We start from the raw sequence: 16,414 nt of genomic DNA on the forward strand, positions 1-16,414 counted from the left end.
ATCAGTGCTCCCTCAGCAATTTGCGTTTTTCATTCCATGCGGTGGTACTGATACTCACCAAAATGATTGCGCCGCTGAAAACCGTATGCCAGTAAGAGGAGACACTCAGCAGCGTCAGACCGTTTTGCAAAAATGCCAGCAACATCACGCCGAGCACGGTGCCACTGAGGGATCCACGGCCCCCCGTCATACTGGTGCCACCCAAGACCACGGCGGCCAGCACGGTCAGCTCAAACCCCATCAATGAGTTAGGTGCCACTGACTGGGAAATCTGCGCCTGTACCACCGCCGCCACCCCTGCCAGCATGCCCATGTAGCCATAGACGTAGAGATGCAAACGCAGAATATTAATGCCCAGGCGGGAAGCCGCATCCTTATTGCTGCCCATGGCAAAGATCTGCCGCCCAAGACGGGTGTAGTTCATCAATACACCTGTGAAAATGATGGTCGCCGCCAGGCAGAACAGCGGTAGTGTCAAGCCATAGTCATAGCCGTCACTGCCGGTAAACGAGAACCAGTTAATCCCGGTCATAAACCAGTCAGGGAAACCGTACAACCAGGTACCGTTGGTGAAATAAACCAGCAGGCCATAGAACAGATTCAGTGTGGCAATGGTGATAATTATCGCTGGGACTTTCAACCAATACACCAGCAACCCATTGATCAGCCCCAGCACTAAACCAACTGACATGGCCAGAACAAACGCTAGCGCGAAGCTGCCGCCATGGGTAATCACCCACGACGCCATGACATATTGCGCAATAGCCGTTACCGCCGGAAAGGAGATATCAATACCACCGGCAATCAGCACCACAAACAGGCCACAGGCCAGAATACCCAAAATGGCATAACTGGTGGCGACATCGGTCAGATTCCCTAAGGTCAGGAACTCCGGGCTTTTTACACTCAGTCCGATGACTAACAGTAATACCAATAGCCCAAGATAAAACTCATGTCGCCCCGTCAGTTGCCGCAGTTTTAGCTTATCCATTGACCACCTCGGCTACCTGTTGTTCGGTGCACTGATGCGGGTAAAACTCGGCCACCAGTTCACCTTTGCGCATCACTAATATCCGGTGACTGTTGTAGTAAGCCTCCGGGATCTCGTCACAAATCATCAATACCGCCATCCCCTGCTCTGCCAAGGCTTTGGCAATATGGTAAATCCCTTCTTTGTTGGCGATATCTACGCCGACGGTCGGAGAATCGAGGATCAAAATACGCGGTTGCGTCGCTACCCATTTAGCAATAGCGATGCGCTGTGCATTACCGCCCGATAACGTTTTGACCGGCAGGGCGGTATCGGACACTTTGATGTTCAGATCTTGCACCAGTTTTTTCACCAGCGCTGCGGCTTTGGCATGATCCAACAACCCACTGCGGGTATGTAATTTGTCAAAAACGGACACGATGGTGTTGTCATAGATCGATTGTTCCATGATCAATCCCTGTGTCAGGCGATCTTCAGAGACATAACCGATCCCGTGGCGGATCGCATCACGGTTGTTACGGAAATGCACTTGTTCACCGGCGACCCACACCTCGCCACTATCGGGTTGGGTCATGCCAAACAGGCTCAGACACAGTTCAGTACGCCCCGCCCCCAGTAACCCGGTGATCGACACAATTTCGCCCTGATGTAGGGTCAAATCGATGTTACGAAACTGCTCGCCACGACTCAGTTTTTTGATTTCCAGCAACGGCGTGGCTTCTGCCGCCAGTGGCGGTAACTGGCTGTAGGTAAAGCGCTGGCCGGTCATTAGGAACGCCAGCTCATGGCTGTCCAGCTCGCTGGCCGGCCAGGTACCAATGAGTTGGCCATCGCGCATGACACTGATTCTGTCGGCCACTTCCATCACTTCATCCAGCCGGTGGCTAACAAACACCACGCAGATACCTTGTGATTTGAGATCACGTACCACGTCCAGCAAGCCTTTCACTTCCTGACTGGTTAGCGAGGCAGTAGGTTCATCCATAATCACCAAGCGGGCATCGGCAGCGATAGCGCGGCAAATCGCCACTAACTGGCGGTCAGCAATAGAGAGCTGTTCAACTTTTTTATCAGGATCAAGGGTGACACCCACTCGCTGCATGGCGGCTAACGCACGCTCACGCATACTTTTACGCTTCACCCAAAAATCACCACCTGGTAGATAACGGTGGACGGCAATATTTTCCGAAACGGTGAGATTAGGAAATAGCGACAAGTCTTGATATATCACCTGCACGCCATAGAAGAATGAGAGTTGCGGCGTAAACTGATGGAACAGCTTGCCGTCTATCAGGATACTTGCGCCTTTCTCTGGCTGATAAACTCCTGAAATCACTTTGATAATGGTGCTCTTGCCGCAGCCGTTCTGGCCTGCCAGACAGTGCACTTCTCCTTTATTCAGTGTGAGATTCACCTGATCCAGCGCCAGCACGCCGGGGAATCGCTTACTGATATTTTCAAGAGTGATAAATGCGTTGGCCTGAGTCATGACAATACCTTCCCTAACGCCATAAGCATGGCGCTATTTTTACAGCAATTCGGTGATGATGGTGAGGGCAACGGGGATGCTCTCCCGCTGCCTGATTTACTGCCAAGCACGGCTCGTTAGCCGGTAATTCCCTGGTGTGGCGTCTGAAAATCAGAAACCTAATGTTTTCGCATTATCTTTAGTGACTTCAAGGATCTTGTTGAAACGGATCACGCCTTTCTCGCTATCCACATCGGCTTTACCCAAGCCTTCGATGGTCAAGTCTGGCGTGATTTTTTGGCCTTTCAGTAATTGATCTGCAATCTGCACCACAGCAAAACCGGCGTCTTTTGGATCCCACAACAGGGCTTTTTTGATATCACCACGCATCAGGTATGGCGCTGCCTGTGCAGGCATAGCGATACCCACTACCGCGATTTGATCTTTCGCGCGTTTCTTAGCCACTGCTTGACCGGCACCAATTGGCCCCAGTGAACCAAAACCAATGATCCCTTTCATTTTCGGATAGGTTTTCATCAGATCCAGAGTGGTGGAGTAAGACTTATCAATGTTCTCAGCCACTGGCAGGCGTGGAGTGACTTCGAACATATCGGGGTATTTTTCTTTCTGGTATTTGATAGCATAATCCGCCCAAGCGTTATGCAATGGCACAGTCAGGGAACCCACATAAATCGCATAACCCCCTTTGCCCCCCATGGCTTTCGCCAGTTCGTCCATGTTGGCCTGAGCATATTTTTCACTATCGATGGTCTCAACATCCCACTGCCCGATACGTTGATCAGGAGATTCGTGAGTTAACACCACAATGCCTTTCTCTTGCGCTTTTTTCAGTACTGGTTCCAGCACTTTGGCATCGTTCGGCACCACAATGATGGCATCTACATTTTTGGCAATAAGGTCTTCAATGACTTTAACTTGTTGCGCCGGGTCTGGCGTGGCAGGCCCAACCTGATAAGCATTAACATCCAGTTTTTTTGCTGCTTCATTTACGCCAACTTCCATACGGGTAAACCAAGGAATACCGGTAACCTTCGCGACAACAGCAATTTCATATTTTTTCTCTGCCATCGTTTGCGTAGCGAACAGCATGCATGCGGAAACAACACATGCATTCAGTAATGCGAGATTAAGTTTCATAGCAATACCTTCTTGTTTTCTTTCAGATAACGGGTTGGTTGCGAGGTGAGAAGCCCGTAGTGTGACACCGTGACTGTTTTATTTTCATGTGACTGCTTTTCACACATATGAGATTAACAAAGGAACACAATAGGCTGCGCGACGAGTCAGAGTGAATTGTGATGAAAGCCCAAAAAAGTAAAATTTAATGATTTATTATGTTAATAATTGGTTAATTAAATATAAGAAAGAATAAATGTGATCAAATACAAAGATAATAAACACAAATAAACATCAAATTAATAACATTAAAAACACAAATTGAATTTATAACTCCCTCTGTGGCACGTCAATAACCCAAAAATAGAACAACGGTAACAATAATTAATCGAAATTGAGATGAGTCTCCCATTTTCCAGCCAGTTGACTTATTTTTCCTCGATTCTAAGGCACCATTTTCTGCGATATGCCGAACAGTAACGCAGTTTATATCGCGATAATTCCGCCAGCACATCTAGCGTTGATCTTTTTCTTTCATTTATCGCGAATATGGTATAATCCTCTGAAAGCCCCCATCGCTTATAGATAGCCTGCCTTCATGACCATCCCCTACGCGACCCCGCTTTTAATGTAAAAATTATGTCAATTGTCGTATTCACCAAAACGATAGTTGACCACCGGTGTCTGAAGAAATGTATCGCTATCGAGTTACATCCATATGCGTTACAAACCCGCACTTAACGCATAACGATAGAGTTCATATGATAAAGCCGCAGAAATTCCATATCTCACTGCTCCACCCGCGCTACTGGCTGACCTGGTTTGGCCTGGGGGTATTATTTCTGTTAGTCCAACTCCCCTACCCGCTGTTAAACAAGTTAGGAATTTGGTTGGGGCGTACCTCAATGCGCTTCCTGAAACGGCGGGTATCTATCGCCCGGCGCAATCTGGAACTTTGTTTCCCTGATATGGATAAGCAGACTCTTGAACGGACTATCGTCGGTAATTTTGAATCCTTAGGCATGGGGTTGCTGGAAACCGGCATGGCCTGGTTTTGGCCCGATGCGCGCATTAAGCGCTGGTTTACCGTGACGGGTCTGGATAACCTGAAAAAAGCGCAGCAAGGACAGCGCGGCGTACTGGTGATTGGCGTCCATTTTATGTCGCTGGAACTTGGCGGCCGCGTAATGGGGCAATGTCAGCCAATGATGGCGATGTACCGCCCGCATAACAATAAAGTGATGGAATTGGTGCAGACCTGGGGCCGTATGCGCTCGAATAAGGCCATGCTGGACCGTAAAGATCTTCGTGGCATGGTGCAGGCATTGAAAAAAGGTGAGGCTGTGTGGTTTGCACCGGATCAGGATTACGGCCCACGTGGCAGTGTGTTTGCACCACTGTTCGCCGTCAATCAGGCCGCGACCACCAGTGGCACTTTTATGTTGGCCCGGCTAGCCAAACCGGCACTGTTGCCATTGGTTTTACTGCGTAAAACAGATGGTAGCGGCTATGACTTGCTGATCCAGCCGGCATTAGAAGACTATCCGCTTGATGATGAGATAGCGGCCGCCAGCTATATGAACAAAGTTATCGAAAAAGAGATCATGCGCGCACCTGAGCAATATCTGTGGCTACACCGCCGCTTTAAAACCCGCCCAGCCGGTGCGCCATCGCTGTATTAAGCATCAACAAGATCTGTCATAAAAACCCGGCCTATGTCGGGTTTTTTATTAGCTAAAATCCACTCAATATCGCGGAGCTATAACTGCGCTTCAGCTTCATCGGGATCATCTATCGCATCGTCTGGTGTGATAAGCGCACGCCCTGGCAACGTTTTGCATGCAGGCCCACCGGTAGGAGGGGCTGTAGTGGGATAACTCTCCTGCGGCGAGACATAAACTGGCGTGGTTGCCACGAAGCCATCATTGAATGTGGCCTCGATAAAGGTCGCCTGCCAACCGGTAGCTGGCGTGCTAAGTGCAACTTCAAGGGTATTACCCGGGGCCACAGCCAACGGAAATGCGCTATATCTTACATCGCACGCATAGCGGAAATCGCGAGCATCGGGGTTAGCTGCGGTCCATAACAGCACCTTTTCTGGCGTCTCTGACAGACTAACCGCGACGGTTTGCACCTTATCTTTCATTACCAGAGTGGTATTCAACTGCGGCATCGGTGTGGCTTGCCGTAAACGGTTAACAAAGGTGATCAACGACTGTTCGCTAAATGCTTTAATACCGGAGTGACTAGAGTTAGGTGCCACCCGCAACGTTTTATCACCGGGTAATTTGTCATAATAAAAATGCGTATTATCAGGCACGTAGAAATCATCACCACTGGCATTAATAATGTATTTCGCAATACTGAGCCGGGGTTGATACTCGCTCGTCAGGTACTGTAGGGGATCCATAATCTGCATCAGTTTGGCGAAGCCGGGGGTACTCAGTTTCTTATCAATCTCTTCCTGATAGTAGGGGGTGAAGGCTATAGGCCAGTTGCCACCATAAGATTGATACATATGTTCCAATGCGGCGCGGGTATCCAGCAGATCAATCACAAAAGGCACAATAGCCTCCACACGTGAATCCGCAATTGCCGTCAGCCAACTAGTCCAGCCACGCTTGGATAAACCAGTGACAATAAAACTGTCTAAGGCTTTTTCCGGCAAGGCTTGTTGCGCCATGGTCATCGCCTGAGAAATCGCCGCCACCATCGGGACATGTAGCGGTAATATTGAACGGGCTTCTGGGGCATCTATAAATAAAGTCCAACTACGTGCAACACTATAATCTTCCTTACGCGGATTCCCATCTTGTTGATATTCAAGGTACTGATTGGGAATGGTGCTAATGGCAATCACCACCGTGTCAGTCGAGCGGGCAATATTTTGCAAGGTCTCGATAGCAAAATCGCTAGGACCGGAGGGAGGAATGGTTTCAGTACCATAGTTGGTACCATTATTGATGACCACCAGCGCCTTGGTGGACGTGCTATTTTCGGGAATAAAGATCTCCACTTCATGCTGCCATGCAGCAGGGGAGACCAAGCTCTCCGGCGACCAATTCTGCGAGGTCAGTTGGTAACGGCGCCACTCCAACCCCGGCAGGTTTTCCTGACTGAGCAAGTTATAGATAAGTGGCTCTGCGGCCAGCTTTTCTCTGTAACAAGACAGAACCTGAGTAAAATCGGTATCACTGCATTTTGCAGTTTCAATATTCACCTGTGCCAGACAACTGGCGGTAAACAGCAATGGCAGCCCGCACATCAGGGCGGTTAAATAACGAGGCATAATCCTTATCCTTCTCTCTAATGTGTTTACGTTAAAACACTCCCAAGAGGATTAGATAACGGATCAGAGATTTAAAAAATCCGAATTTCACCTGTCTATGCCGCTTTTTATGTTATTACATTGACGAAATGTATACCTCAGTCTGGTTCAATTACTCTTACCTCTCGTTCATCGCTGTATATAAGAATTTTCTGCACTAAAAAGTATCAATCCACCGTTAAATGCGCCATTTAAGTGCATCCTACCCGGTCAGAAATTACCTACAAAGAGTTAACGCTAAGTAATTACTCATATCATCAATGAAATGCAACTCTGGCATCCCATTTGCTAATACCAAACTGGCTACACGCCAACAGACAGCGACGGTGCATCACTGGTGCGCTACAAAATTAAAATAGGCTCGACTTTGCCTCACAGGACGCTTTCATGAAGAAAATAATGATTTCAACACTGGTTGCCACCGCCTCATTAGTGGCATTAGCAGGTCAGGCCCACGCGGGCACTACTTTGGATGCGGTGAAGAAAAAAGGTTTTGTACAATGTGGTATCAGTGATGGATTGCCCGGCTTCTCCTATGCAGATGCCAGCGGCAAGTTCTCTGGTCTGGATGTCGATGTCTGCCGTGGCGTAGCTGCTGCCATCTTTGGTGATGCAGAAAAAGTAAAATACACCCCGCTGACCGCAAAAGAGCGTTTTACCGCCCTGCAATCGGGTGAAGTTGATATTTTGTCACGTAACACCACCTGGACTTCATCCCGTGATGCTGGCATGGGGATGTTATTTACCGGAGTGAACTATTACGACGGTATCGGCTTTCTGACCCACAATAAAGCGGGGCTGAAAAGCGCCAAAGAGCTGGACGGGGCGACGGTGTGTATTCAAGCCGGTACAGATACTGAGTTGAACGTCGCTGATTACTTTAAAGCCAATAAAATGCAATACACTCCAGTTACCTTCGACCGTTCTGACGAAAGTGCCAAGGCATTGGATTCCGGCCGCTGTGACACATTGGCCTCTGACCAATCACAACTGTACGCACTGCGTATCAAGTTAGGTAAACCAGACGAATTTATCGTATTACCGGAAGTTATCTCTAAAGAACCACTGGGGCCGGTTGTGCGCCGGGGTGATGAGGACTGGTTCGCCATCGTGCGCTGGACACTGTTTGCCATGTTAAATGCTGAAGAGATGGGTGTGACGTCGAAAAACGTCGAAGCACTGGCAGCAAAACCAACCACACCGGATATGGCACATCTGTTAGGTCAGGAAGGCAACTATGGTAAAGATCTGAAAGTGCCTAACGATTGGGTGGTTAAAATCGTGAAACAAGTGGGTAACTACGGCGAAAGCTTCGACCGTAACGTCGGTTTGGGCAGTGAGCTGAAAATAAAACGCGGCCAGAATGCGCTGTGGAACAATGGCGGTCTCCAGTACGCGCCTCCGGTTCGCTGATTACTGATTACCTCTCCGGCAGGCCCGCCCTGCCGGATGTATTATCCAGACCGAGGCCCACACTATGTCACAACGCCCAACCGTCAAAGGTGTCTTTTCGCTGACCAATCCAGCGGTACGCGCCTGGTTGTATCAAATTATCGCGCTATTGATACTGATCGGATGCGGTGCGTATCTTTTCCATAACACCATTACCAACCTGTCGACCCGGGGCATCACCTCCGGCTTTGCTTTCCTGAATAACAGCGCCGGTTTTGGTATTGTTCAGCATCTTATCGATTATGAGCAAGGTGATACCTACGGCCGGGTGTTTTTGGTCGGGTTATTCAATACCTTGCTGGTATCAGTATTATGTATTTTCTTTGCGTCGATCCTCGGGTTCTTCCTTGGGCTGGCGCGTTTATCTGATAACTGGCTGTTACGCAAACTGTCCACTATCTATATCGAGACATTCCGTAATATCCCGCCCTTGCTGCAAATCTTCTTCTGGTATTTCGCGGTATTACGCAATCTACCAGGGCCACGACAGAGTCTGGATGCCTTCGGTGTGGCTTTTCTCAGCAACCGTGGCTTGTATCTACCATCACCGGAGTTTGCTGCCGGTTTTATACCCGCCATACTCGCTGTGCTGCTGGCCGTTGTTATCATCGTGGCGCTGTATCGCTATAACCATTTCCGTCAGTTACATACCGGTCAGTTTCACCGCACTTGGCCGATTGCCTTACTACTGTTGATAGCCCTACCAGCAGCGGCCCATTTTCTGTATGGCTCGGCACTGCATTGGGATCTACCGCAGTTACGCGGCTTTAACTTTAAAGGTGGCCTGGTTCTTATCCCTGAATTGGCGGCCTTGACCTTGGCACTGTCGGTTTATACCTCGACCTTTATTGCTGAGGTGATTCGTTCAGGCATTCAGTCCGTGCCCTATGGTCAGCATGAAGCAGCCCGTTCACTGGCGCTGCCCAACACCGTCACCTTGCGCCAAGTTATTCTGCCACAGGCGTTACGAGTCATCATTCCGCCACTCACCAGTCAATACCTGAACATCGTCAAAAACTCCTCACTGGCAGCCGCTATCGGCTATCCAGATATGGTGTCGTTGTTTGCCGGCACAGTGCTGAACCAGACTGGTCAGGCGATAGAAACTATCGCCATTACCATGTCAGTCTATTTGGTTATCAGCCTATCCATTTCATTTTTAATGAATCTCTACAACCGGCGGATCGCGCTGGTAGAGCGCTAAGGGAAGCGAATGACGATGACACTAACCCGTGAACCACCCAGCACAGTACGGCCGGGCAACCCGTTAAGCCGGATGGTGTTTTGGGCGAGAAAGAATTTGTTTTCCAGTTGGACTAATAGTCTGCTGACGCTGCTGTGCCTGTGGCTGATGTGGCAATTGATCCCGCCATTACTGAATTGGACTATTTTTAACGCCAACTGGCTAGGTACATCGCGCACTGATTGTACCCGTGAGGGTGCCTGCTGGGTGTTTATTCATGCGCGCTTTGGCCAATTTATGTATGGCCTTTATCCTATTGAGCAGCGTTGGCGCATCAACACCACCTTGATCATCGGATTGCTGACGCTCATTCCATTGTTCTGGCGCGCTATGCCACATCGAGGCCGCTATTTGGCGGTGTGGATGGTAGCGTACCCACTGCTGGTATGGTTGATGTTATATGGCGGTTTCCTCGGGTTAACCCGGGTTGAAACCCGCCAGTGGGGCGGCCTGACACTGACGCTGATCATCGCCGCAGTAGGTATTGCCGGTGCGCTACCGCTGGGGATTTTATTGGCCTTGGCCCGCCGTTCGAGTATGCCAGTGGTGCGTATTCTGTCAGTGGTATTTATTGAGTTCTGGCGCGGGGTGCCGCTAATCACCGTGCTGTTTATGTCCTCGGTGATGTTGCCACTGTTTATGACCGAAGGCACCAGCATCGACAAACTGATCCGTGCCTTGGTCGGGGTGGTGTTGTTCCAATCAGCCTATGTGGCAGAAGTGGTGCGTGGCGGGTTACAGGCCTTGCCCAGAGGACAGACCGAAGCCGCCGAGTCACTGGGGCTGGGCTATTGGAAAACCCAAGGGCTGGTTATTTTGCCACAAGCCCTGAAGATGGTGATCCCCGGGTTGGTAAACACCATTATCGCCCTGTTTAAAGATACCAGTCTGGTTATCATCATTGGTCTGTTTGATTTGTTCAGCAGCGTGCAGCAAGCCACCGTCGACCCTGCCTGGTTGGGGATGTCGACCGAAGGCTATGTCTTTGCCGCCGCTGTCTATTGGGTTTTCTGTTTCAGCATGTCGCGCTACAGCCAGCATCTGGAAAAGCGCTTTCACACCGGACGTTCCACACATTGAGGCATAACATGAGCGACAATCAGCCAACTCCAGGCGATAAAATGATGATTACGCTGGAAAACGTCAATAAGTGGTACGGGCAGTTCCACGTATTGAAAGATATCAATTTACATGTGCGCCCTGGCGAACGCATCGTACTTTGCGGTCCTTCTGGCTCAGGTAAATCTACCACTATCCGCTGCATCAACCATCTGGAAGAGCATCAGCAGGGGAAAATCATGGTGGATGGCATCGAACTTAACGATGACCTGCGCAATATTGAACGGGTACGTACCGAGGTCGGCATGGTGTTCCAACACTTCAATCTGTTCCCGCACTTAACGGTGATGCAAAACTGCACGCTGGCACCAAGCTGGGTACGTAAGATGCCCAAGAAAGAGGCCGACGAATTGGCAATGCATTATTTAGAACGGGTGCGGATTGCAGAGCACGCCCATAAGTTCCCCGGCCAACTTTCCGGTGGCCAGCAGCAGCGGGTGGCAATCGCCCGTTCGCTGTGTATGAAACCCAAAATCATGCTATTTGATGAACCAACCTCGGCGCTGGACCCTGAGATGGTGAAAGAAGTGCTGGATACCATGATCAGTCTGGCAAATGAAGGCATGACCATGTTGTGTGTAACCCACGAGATGGGTTTTGCCCGTACCGTTGCCGATCGGGTTATTTTTATGGACCGTGGGGAGATAGTGGAACAAGCACCACCCGCCGAATTTTTCTCTAACCCGAAATCAGAGCGCACCCAGGCGTTTCTGGCGCAGGTTATTCATTAACTAATTCATTACGTTGGGTTTTCCATTGAGTACTTGCGGGTGAGGGTATCCTCACCCTTTTTTTGCCTTACTCTGCCACAATATCGTCAAACAGGATTCGGTCACGAGTGATATGCGATTGCGGACACAAGAATATGAACTCGACGTCGGTTTTCGCTGCCAGTTGATGCGCGGTATTAGGGTAGATGCAAAATACAGAACCTTTAGCAAAAACATCTACACGCTTATTTTTTAATTCTCCATCAATGACATCCGCAGTCCAGATAGCACCTTCACCCGAGAGAATAATATACCACTCCTCATCTTGAGCATGACTATGGCAACTCACGCGCTTGCCTTGCTCAACGCGAGTTCCATAAGCCTGCAAACCTTCTTTCTTAAACATTTCTGCAATTGAGATCCCAACGACGGGATCTTCTATAGCATTATCATAATTAAAACCGGATATATTGATCATGTAACACTTCCTTGTGGAAAATAGAGTAAATAATAAACTAGACTGCAAAGGGTAATCGTTATTTAATAACTTAACAACCCCCATTAATACTAAAACATTACCAATCATTAAATAGTAAATTAATTAAATGGTGAAATAATGAAAACTAACTTATTAGATTCACTTAACGTTTTAATTCGCTTTTGGGCACAGAGTTCAGAGCCTTGGGGAGCGAAAGATAATAATTCAATATTTATTTATGCAAATAAAAAATACCATGAATTATTATCCTTACCGGATAAATTCAACGTAGAAGGACGACTCGATGGCGAACTCCCGGCATCAACATCGGAGTTTCAAAATGAATTTCAACAACATGACCGTAAGGTAGAGTTATCGCAAGATCGTATAACGTCAGTTGAAATACATGCATTTGAGGGGCACCCCTATTTTCAACCTTGGTTTTTTGATAAATATCCATTAATTGATGAAAATGGCGTATCTGTAGGAACTATTTTTCATGGTCGAGCGGTAGATAATATGATATTAACTCATTTAAATAAAATAAAAACACCCACATCTCTTGTATTCACACCACCATCTGACTTATTTTCCAGAAGAGAGTGGGAAGTGTTATTTTATCTTCTACATTCATTTTCCCATGTGGATATCGCCAGAAAAATTCATCTATCACCCAGAACCATCAGTAATACCATCCAAAGTCTCTATAGAAAAACAGGGGTTTCCAGCAAACGACAAATCATAGAATACTGCCATGAGAAAAATATCAATAATTATATTCCTCAGAGTTTCTTTGAATACACAGGTTCCTTCCCATTAACATAAAACCAATATCGAGTGACTCGTCCTTAAGGGTTGCTATTACCATAATAGAATATTTTATTGATTAGTGCGGGCCGCAAAGTTGATTCCGTTAGATAAACCGGCCACCGAACGGCAGCCGGATTTAAGAAGCGTTAACCCTCTTTTTCGATCAGTAACGCTTCCAGCAAATCCAAATCGTGCAGCAGTTTTTGCAGCGTTTCATTGCTGATTTTCTGCGTCGCACGCAGGTGATACAGTTCCCCACGCTCGGCTCGTAATGCGGTTAAACGAAAACGCCGCTCCAGATTCTCAACCAGCAAGGTGTTCTCAATTTCATCCTTACTGCCGGTACGCCGTCGCAATGTCCCGATAACTCGTGAACTGATCTCTTTTAGCAACTCCGGGTCAATATTCTCCTCGCTGCTGGCTGCCAGCCGCTCTTCCATTTTATTCAGGCTAACAATTGCCACCTCGGCAGTCGCCGCCCGAGCGAAACGCACTTCTTCACGGCTGGCACTTTTATCTGCTACCACCACACCACGCAGCAATGGCGGCAAAGCAATCACCCCGATAATAACCGACAGCAGAATCACGCCGGTGGCGATAAATACCAACTGGTAACGGGATGGGAAGGCTGAACCATCGCTGAGGAATAACGGAATAGAGAGGACACCGGCAAGAGTAATCGCTCCCCGTACCCCTGCAAACGATGCCACCCACAGTTCACGTGTGGTGTAATTGCCAAACTCCAGTGGCCGTTTGGTCAGGATGCGTTTACTGATTTTCTTCATCGACCATAGCCAGCTAAAGCGCAGTACCAACAACGCACCATAAATAATGGCAACATCCGCGAAGAGGTTCCAGGTTTGAATGGTTGGGTCCAGTTCAGCCTGTATGATTGATGTTTCCAAAATCCCCGGTAATTGCAGCCCCAACAGGATGAACACCATGCCGTTAAACACAAACTCCAGCATCGACCACACGCTGTCGGCACGTAACCGCATCGTCAATGGTGCGTTTCGGATAACCCCGGACTGACTGATGGTCATCCCTGCCGCCACTGCGGCCAGAATGCCGGAGACGCCAATATGCTCAGCAATCAGATAAGAAGCGAATGGCAACAGCAGCAGTAAGACAATTTGTGTTGCCGGATCATCACCACTCCAGCGGCTCATCAGGCGCAGTGACTTACTGTATAGCCAGGTTACCGCCACACCAGCCAGCAGGCCACCAATCGCCACTTTTAGGAACTCAAGTGTGGCACCAGACACGGTAAAGACCATCGTCCCCATTGCCACCGCAATGGCAAACTTTAGCGCAACCAGACCAGAGGCATCATTCATCAACGCCTCCCCTTCTAATACGCCCATAATCGATTTAGGTATGCGCCCTTTCCCCACAATGCCGGATAATGCCACAGCATCGGTTGGCGACAATACCGCCGCCAGTGCAAACGCGGCTACCAGCGGAATACCCGGCACCATCCAGTAAATCAGATAGCCGATACCCACCACGGTGACCAGCACCAATGCCAGCGCCAGACCAAATATCTCCCGCCCATGGTGAATAAACTCTCGTGTCGGTGTTTTCCAGCCGTCGGCAAAGAGCAGCGGTGGAATAAACAGCACCAGGAATAATTCCGGGTCAAAATCGACATGCAAACCAAAGTGGGGAAAGGCCAACAAGGCACCACAGACAATCTGCATCAGAGGAAGGGGGATTTGAAACGGCAACATCCGAGTGACAACGCCGGAAAGCGACACCACCAGAATCAGGATGAGGATTGTAAAAAAAATTTCCATGCTTTCCTTAGACTCAACTCAACACAACTCAATATAAGATTTAACCTCACCCGCCCGTAGACAGGGCCGGAGTTTAGCTTTTGATAGTAGATCACTTTTTTGTTAAACGGGGAAAAAACCTGTAACTGATGGCAGGAAAAAACAAAGAAAATAGGGTTATTAAAAACCGCTGTGGCATCGGGACAGCGTCACCCCGATGCCAGCAAAAACTCATCGCTTAGATTGCCCAGCCACCCGCATAGAATGCCACTAACGCGATAGCGATAATCACGGTACCGATATTCAGTTTACGCCATTCACCGGAACAGATACGGCCAATAACCAGCGAGCTGAAGCCCAACATAATACCGGTGACGATATTACAAGTCAGCACGATAAACACGGCACAAAGCAGGCCAGACATCGCATCAACAAAGTCTTCGAAATCCAGTTTGGAGACGTTGCTCAACATCAGCAACCCTACATACATCAGAGCCGGTGCCGTCGCATAAGCCGGAACCAAATAGGATAGTGGCGACAGGAACAGCATCAGCAGGAACAAAATACCTACCACGGTGGCGGTCAAACCGGTTTTACCACCAGCGGCAGTACCGGCGGCAGATTCGATATAAACCGCAGCAGGCGCAGCGCCCACCAAACCAGCAAAAATGCTGCTAACGGAGTCAGATGTCAGAGCTTTACCGCCGCTGATGATCTGGCCGTCTTTATCCAACAAATTAGCCTGACCCGCTACCGCGCGGATAGTCCCGGTGGCATCAAATACAGCAGTCATCACTAATGCCAATACACTTGGCAGCACCACAGGTTTCAATGCACCCATGATATCAAGGCTGAAAATCAATGAATTACCGTTAGCATCCGCCAGGCTAGGCATCGCAAACAGCCCTTGATAGGTCACACTCGGATCAAAAATCAGGCCGATAACCGAGATGGCGATGATCACCAGCAGAATGCCACCCGGCACTCGCAGTTTTTCCAGACCGAAAATCACCGCCAGCCCTAGCAAAGTCATTATGACCGGGAAAGAGGTAAATGCACCCAGTGCAACCGGTAAACCTTCAATCGGGTTTTTGATAACCAGGCCGACACCGTTTGCTGCAATCAGCAACAGGAACAAGCCGATACCGATACCGGTACCATGTGCCACGCCCATCGGCAAATTACGCAATATCCATGAACGGATACCGGTCACAGAGATAATAGTGAACAGCACCCCCATCAGGAATACTGCCCCCAATGCCACAGGAATACTGATGTGTTGCCCCAGCACCAAGCTGAATGCCGTAAACGCTGTCAGTGATATGGCGCAACCAATCGCCATCGGCAAGTTGGCCCACAACCCCATCAACAAAGAACCAAGACCGGCAACCAGACAGGTTGCCACAAACACCGCTGTTGGTGGGAAACCCGCTTTGCCAAGCATACTTGGTACAACAATGACCGAGTAGACCATGGCGAGAAAGGTTGTCAGGCCAGCCAGCACTTCCTGGCGTACATTACTGCCGCGTTCACTAAGCTTGAAAAATGCATCAAGCGAACCTTTTGGCGTTACTGCCCGGTTCACTTGAGGGTTGGTGCTAGACATGGTTATGTCCCCTGTGTGTCATTTTAAAGTAGTCAGCAAGTCAGGCGCCCTTCCCTACGTAATCGTTTCCGTTTTTGCCGATTAACTCGACAACGCCTCCAACATCTTCATGGTGGAGAAAATAGCAAACGATTAGCTGGAAGCACGCATGACTGAAAAAAATCGAAGAAAAACTACAATAAGCGTCTTTGTTGCAGGCAGTTTGGACGCGGCCAGCGCGCAAAAACCGGAGCGTACACTCGGTACGTGAGGATTTTTAGCACTGCCCAAGTTCAAAATGGCAAATAAAATAGCCTT

13 protein-coding genes are annotated in these 16,414 nt (G+C 48.9%); 6 read left to right on the forward strand and 7 right to left on the reverse strand.

Translation table 11 applies throughout. The features are described 5' to 3' along the window. Position 1: 1 nt before the first annotated feature. The 3 genes from Q2T72_RS19765 to Q2T72_RS19775 form a co-directional block, all read right to left on the reverse strand. Complete coding sequence (locus Q2T72_RS19765) at positions 2 to 991, reverse strand: ABC transporter permease (protein WP_032907665.1); 990 nt, start codon at positions 989 to 991, stop codon at positions 2 to 4. Beyond that, the gene (locus Q2T72_RS19770; protein WP_050073816.1) at positions 984 to 2,480 is read right to left on the reverse strand and encodes a sugar ABC transporter ATP-binding protein; all 1,497 of its coding nucleotides are present in this window, start codon (positions 2,478 to 2,480) and stop codon (positions 984 to 986) included. The genes Q2T72_RS19765 and Q2T72_RS19770 overlap by 8 nt, the downstream gene beginning before the upstream one ends. Before the next feature lie 150 nt (positions 2,481 to 2,630). Continuing rightward, positions 2,631 to 3,617, reverse strand: coding sequence for an autoinducer 2 ABC transporter substrate-binding protein (locus Q2T72_RS19775; RefSeq protein WP_372569713.1), 987 nt, complete (start codon positions 3,615 to 3,617; stop codon positions 2,631 to 2,633). 740 nt (positions 3,618 to 4,357) lie between these two features. On the opposite strand from Q2T72_RS19775, the gene lpxP reads away from it, so the two are divergent. Further along, on the forward strand, positions 4,358 to 5,278 hold the full coding sequence (gene lpxP, locus Q2T72_RS19780) for a kdo(2)-lipid IV(A) palmitoleoyltransferase (RefSeq protein WP_083162159.1): 921 nt from the start codon (positions 4,358 to 4,360) through the stop codon (positions 5,276 to 5,278). 77 nt (positions 5,279 to 5,355) lie between these two features. On the opposite strand, the gene Q2T72_RS19785 is transcribed toward lpxP, so the two are convergent. Beyond that, on the reverse strand, positions 5,356 to 6,885 hold the full coding sequence (locus Q2T72_RS19785; RefSeq protein ID WP_372569714.1) for a PhoPQ-activated pathogenicity-related family protein: 1,530 nt from the start codon (positions 6,883 to 6,885) through the stop codon (positions 5,356 to 5,358). 426 nt (positions 6,886 to 7,311) lie between these two features. Here Q2T72_RS19785 and Q2T72_RS19790 point away from each other — a divergent pair, with 426 nt between their 5' ends. From Q2T72_RS19790 to Q2T72_RS19805, 4 genes are all read left to right on the forward strand, one after another. Continuing rightward, positions 7,312 to 8,337 (forward strand): amino acid ABC transporter substrate-binding protein, encoded by a 1,026-nt coding sequence (locus tag Q2T72_RS19790; protein WP_372569715.1) that lies wholly within the window; start codon positions 7,312 to 7,314, stop codon positions 8,335 to 8,337. A gap of 64 nt (positions 8,338 to 8,401) precedes the next feature. Beyond that, complete coding sequence (locus Q2T72_RS19795) at positions 8,402 to 9,580, forward strand: amino acid ABC transporter permease (protein ID WP_372569716.1); 1,179 nt, start codon at positions 8,402 to 8,404, stop codon at positions 9,578 to 9,580. 15 nt (positions 9,581 to 9,595) lie between these two features. After that, positions 9,596 to 10,699 carry an amino acid ABC transporter permease gene (locus tag Q2T72_RS19800; RefSeq protein WP_193784861.1) on the forward strand — a complete coding sequence of 368 codons (1,104 nt, stop codon included), beginning with the start codon at positions 9,596 to 9,598 and terminating at the stop codon, positions 10,697 to 10,699. 8 nt (positions 10,700 to 10,707) lie between these two features. Next, on the forward strand, positions 10,708 to 11,469 hold the full coding sequence (locus tag Q2T72_RS19805) for an amino acid ABC transporter ATP-binding protein (RefSeq protein WP_042568985.1): 762 nt from the start codon (positions 10,708 to 10,710) through the stop codon (positions 11,467 to 11,469). A 67-nt stretch (positions 11,470 to 11,536) separates the two neighbouring features. On the opposite strand, the gene Q2T72_RS19810 is transcribed toward Q2T72_RS19805, so the two are convergent. Further along, entirely contained in the window at positions 11,537 to 11,926 is a 390-nt protein-coding gene (locus Q2T72_RS19810) for a cupin domain-containing protein (protein ID WP_083162151.1), read from the reverse strand. A gap of 138 nt (positions 11,927 to 12,064) precedes the next feature. On the opposite strand from Q2T72_RS19810, the gene Q2T72_RS19815 reads away from it, so the two are divergent. Next, positions 12,065 to 12,751 carry a helix-turn-helix transcriptional regulator gene (locus Q2T72_RS19815; protein WP_372569717.1) on the forward strand — a complete coding sequence of 229 codons (687 nt, stop codon included), beginning with the start codon at positions 12,065 to 12,067 and terminating at the stop codon, positions 12,749 to 12,751. Between the two features lie 131 nt (positions 12,752 to 12,882). On the opposite strand, the gene Q2T72_RS19820 is transcribed toward Q2T72_RS19815, so the two are convergent. Together Q2T72_RS19820 and Q2T72_RS19825 are read right to left on the reverse strand one after the other, a co-directional pair. After that, positions 12,883 to 14,532, reverse strand: a complete 1,650-nt coding sequence (locus tag Q2T72_RS19820) for a Na+/H+ antiporter (RefSeq protein WP_083162147.1) — start codon at positions 14,530 to 14,532, stop codon at positions 12,883 to 12,885. A 217-nt stretch (positions 14,533 to 14,749) separates the two neighbouring features. Beyond that, positions 14,750 to 16,117: an NCS2 family permease gene (locus tag Q2T72_RS19825; RefSeq protein WP_083162145.1), complete on the reverse strand. Its 1,368-nt coding sequence runs from the start codon at positions 16,115 to 16,117 to the stop codon at positions 14,750 to 14,752. Between the last annotated feature and the right edge of the window lie 297 nt (positions 16,118 to 16,414).

The organism is Yersinia sp. 2466 StPb PI (genome assembly GCF_041538325.1).
Taxonomy (GTDB): Bacteria; Pseudomonadota; Gammaproteobacteria; order Enterobacterales; family Enterobacteriaceae; genus Yersinia; species Yersinia enterocolitica_E.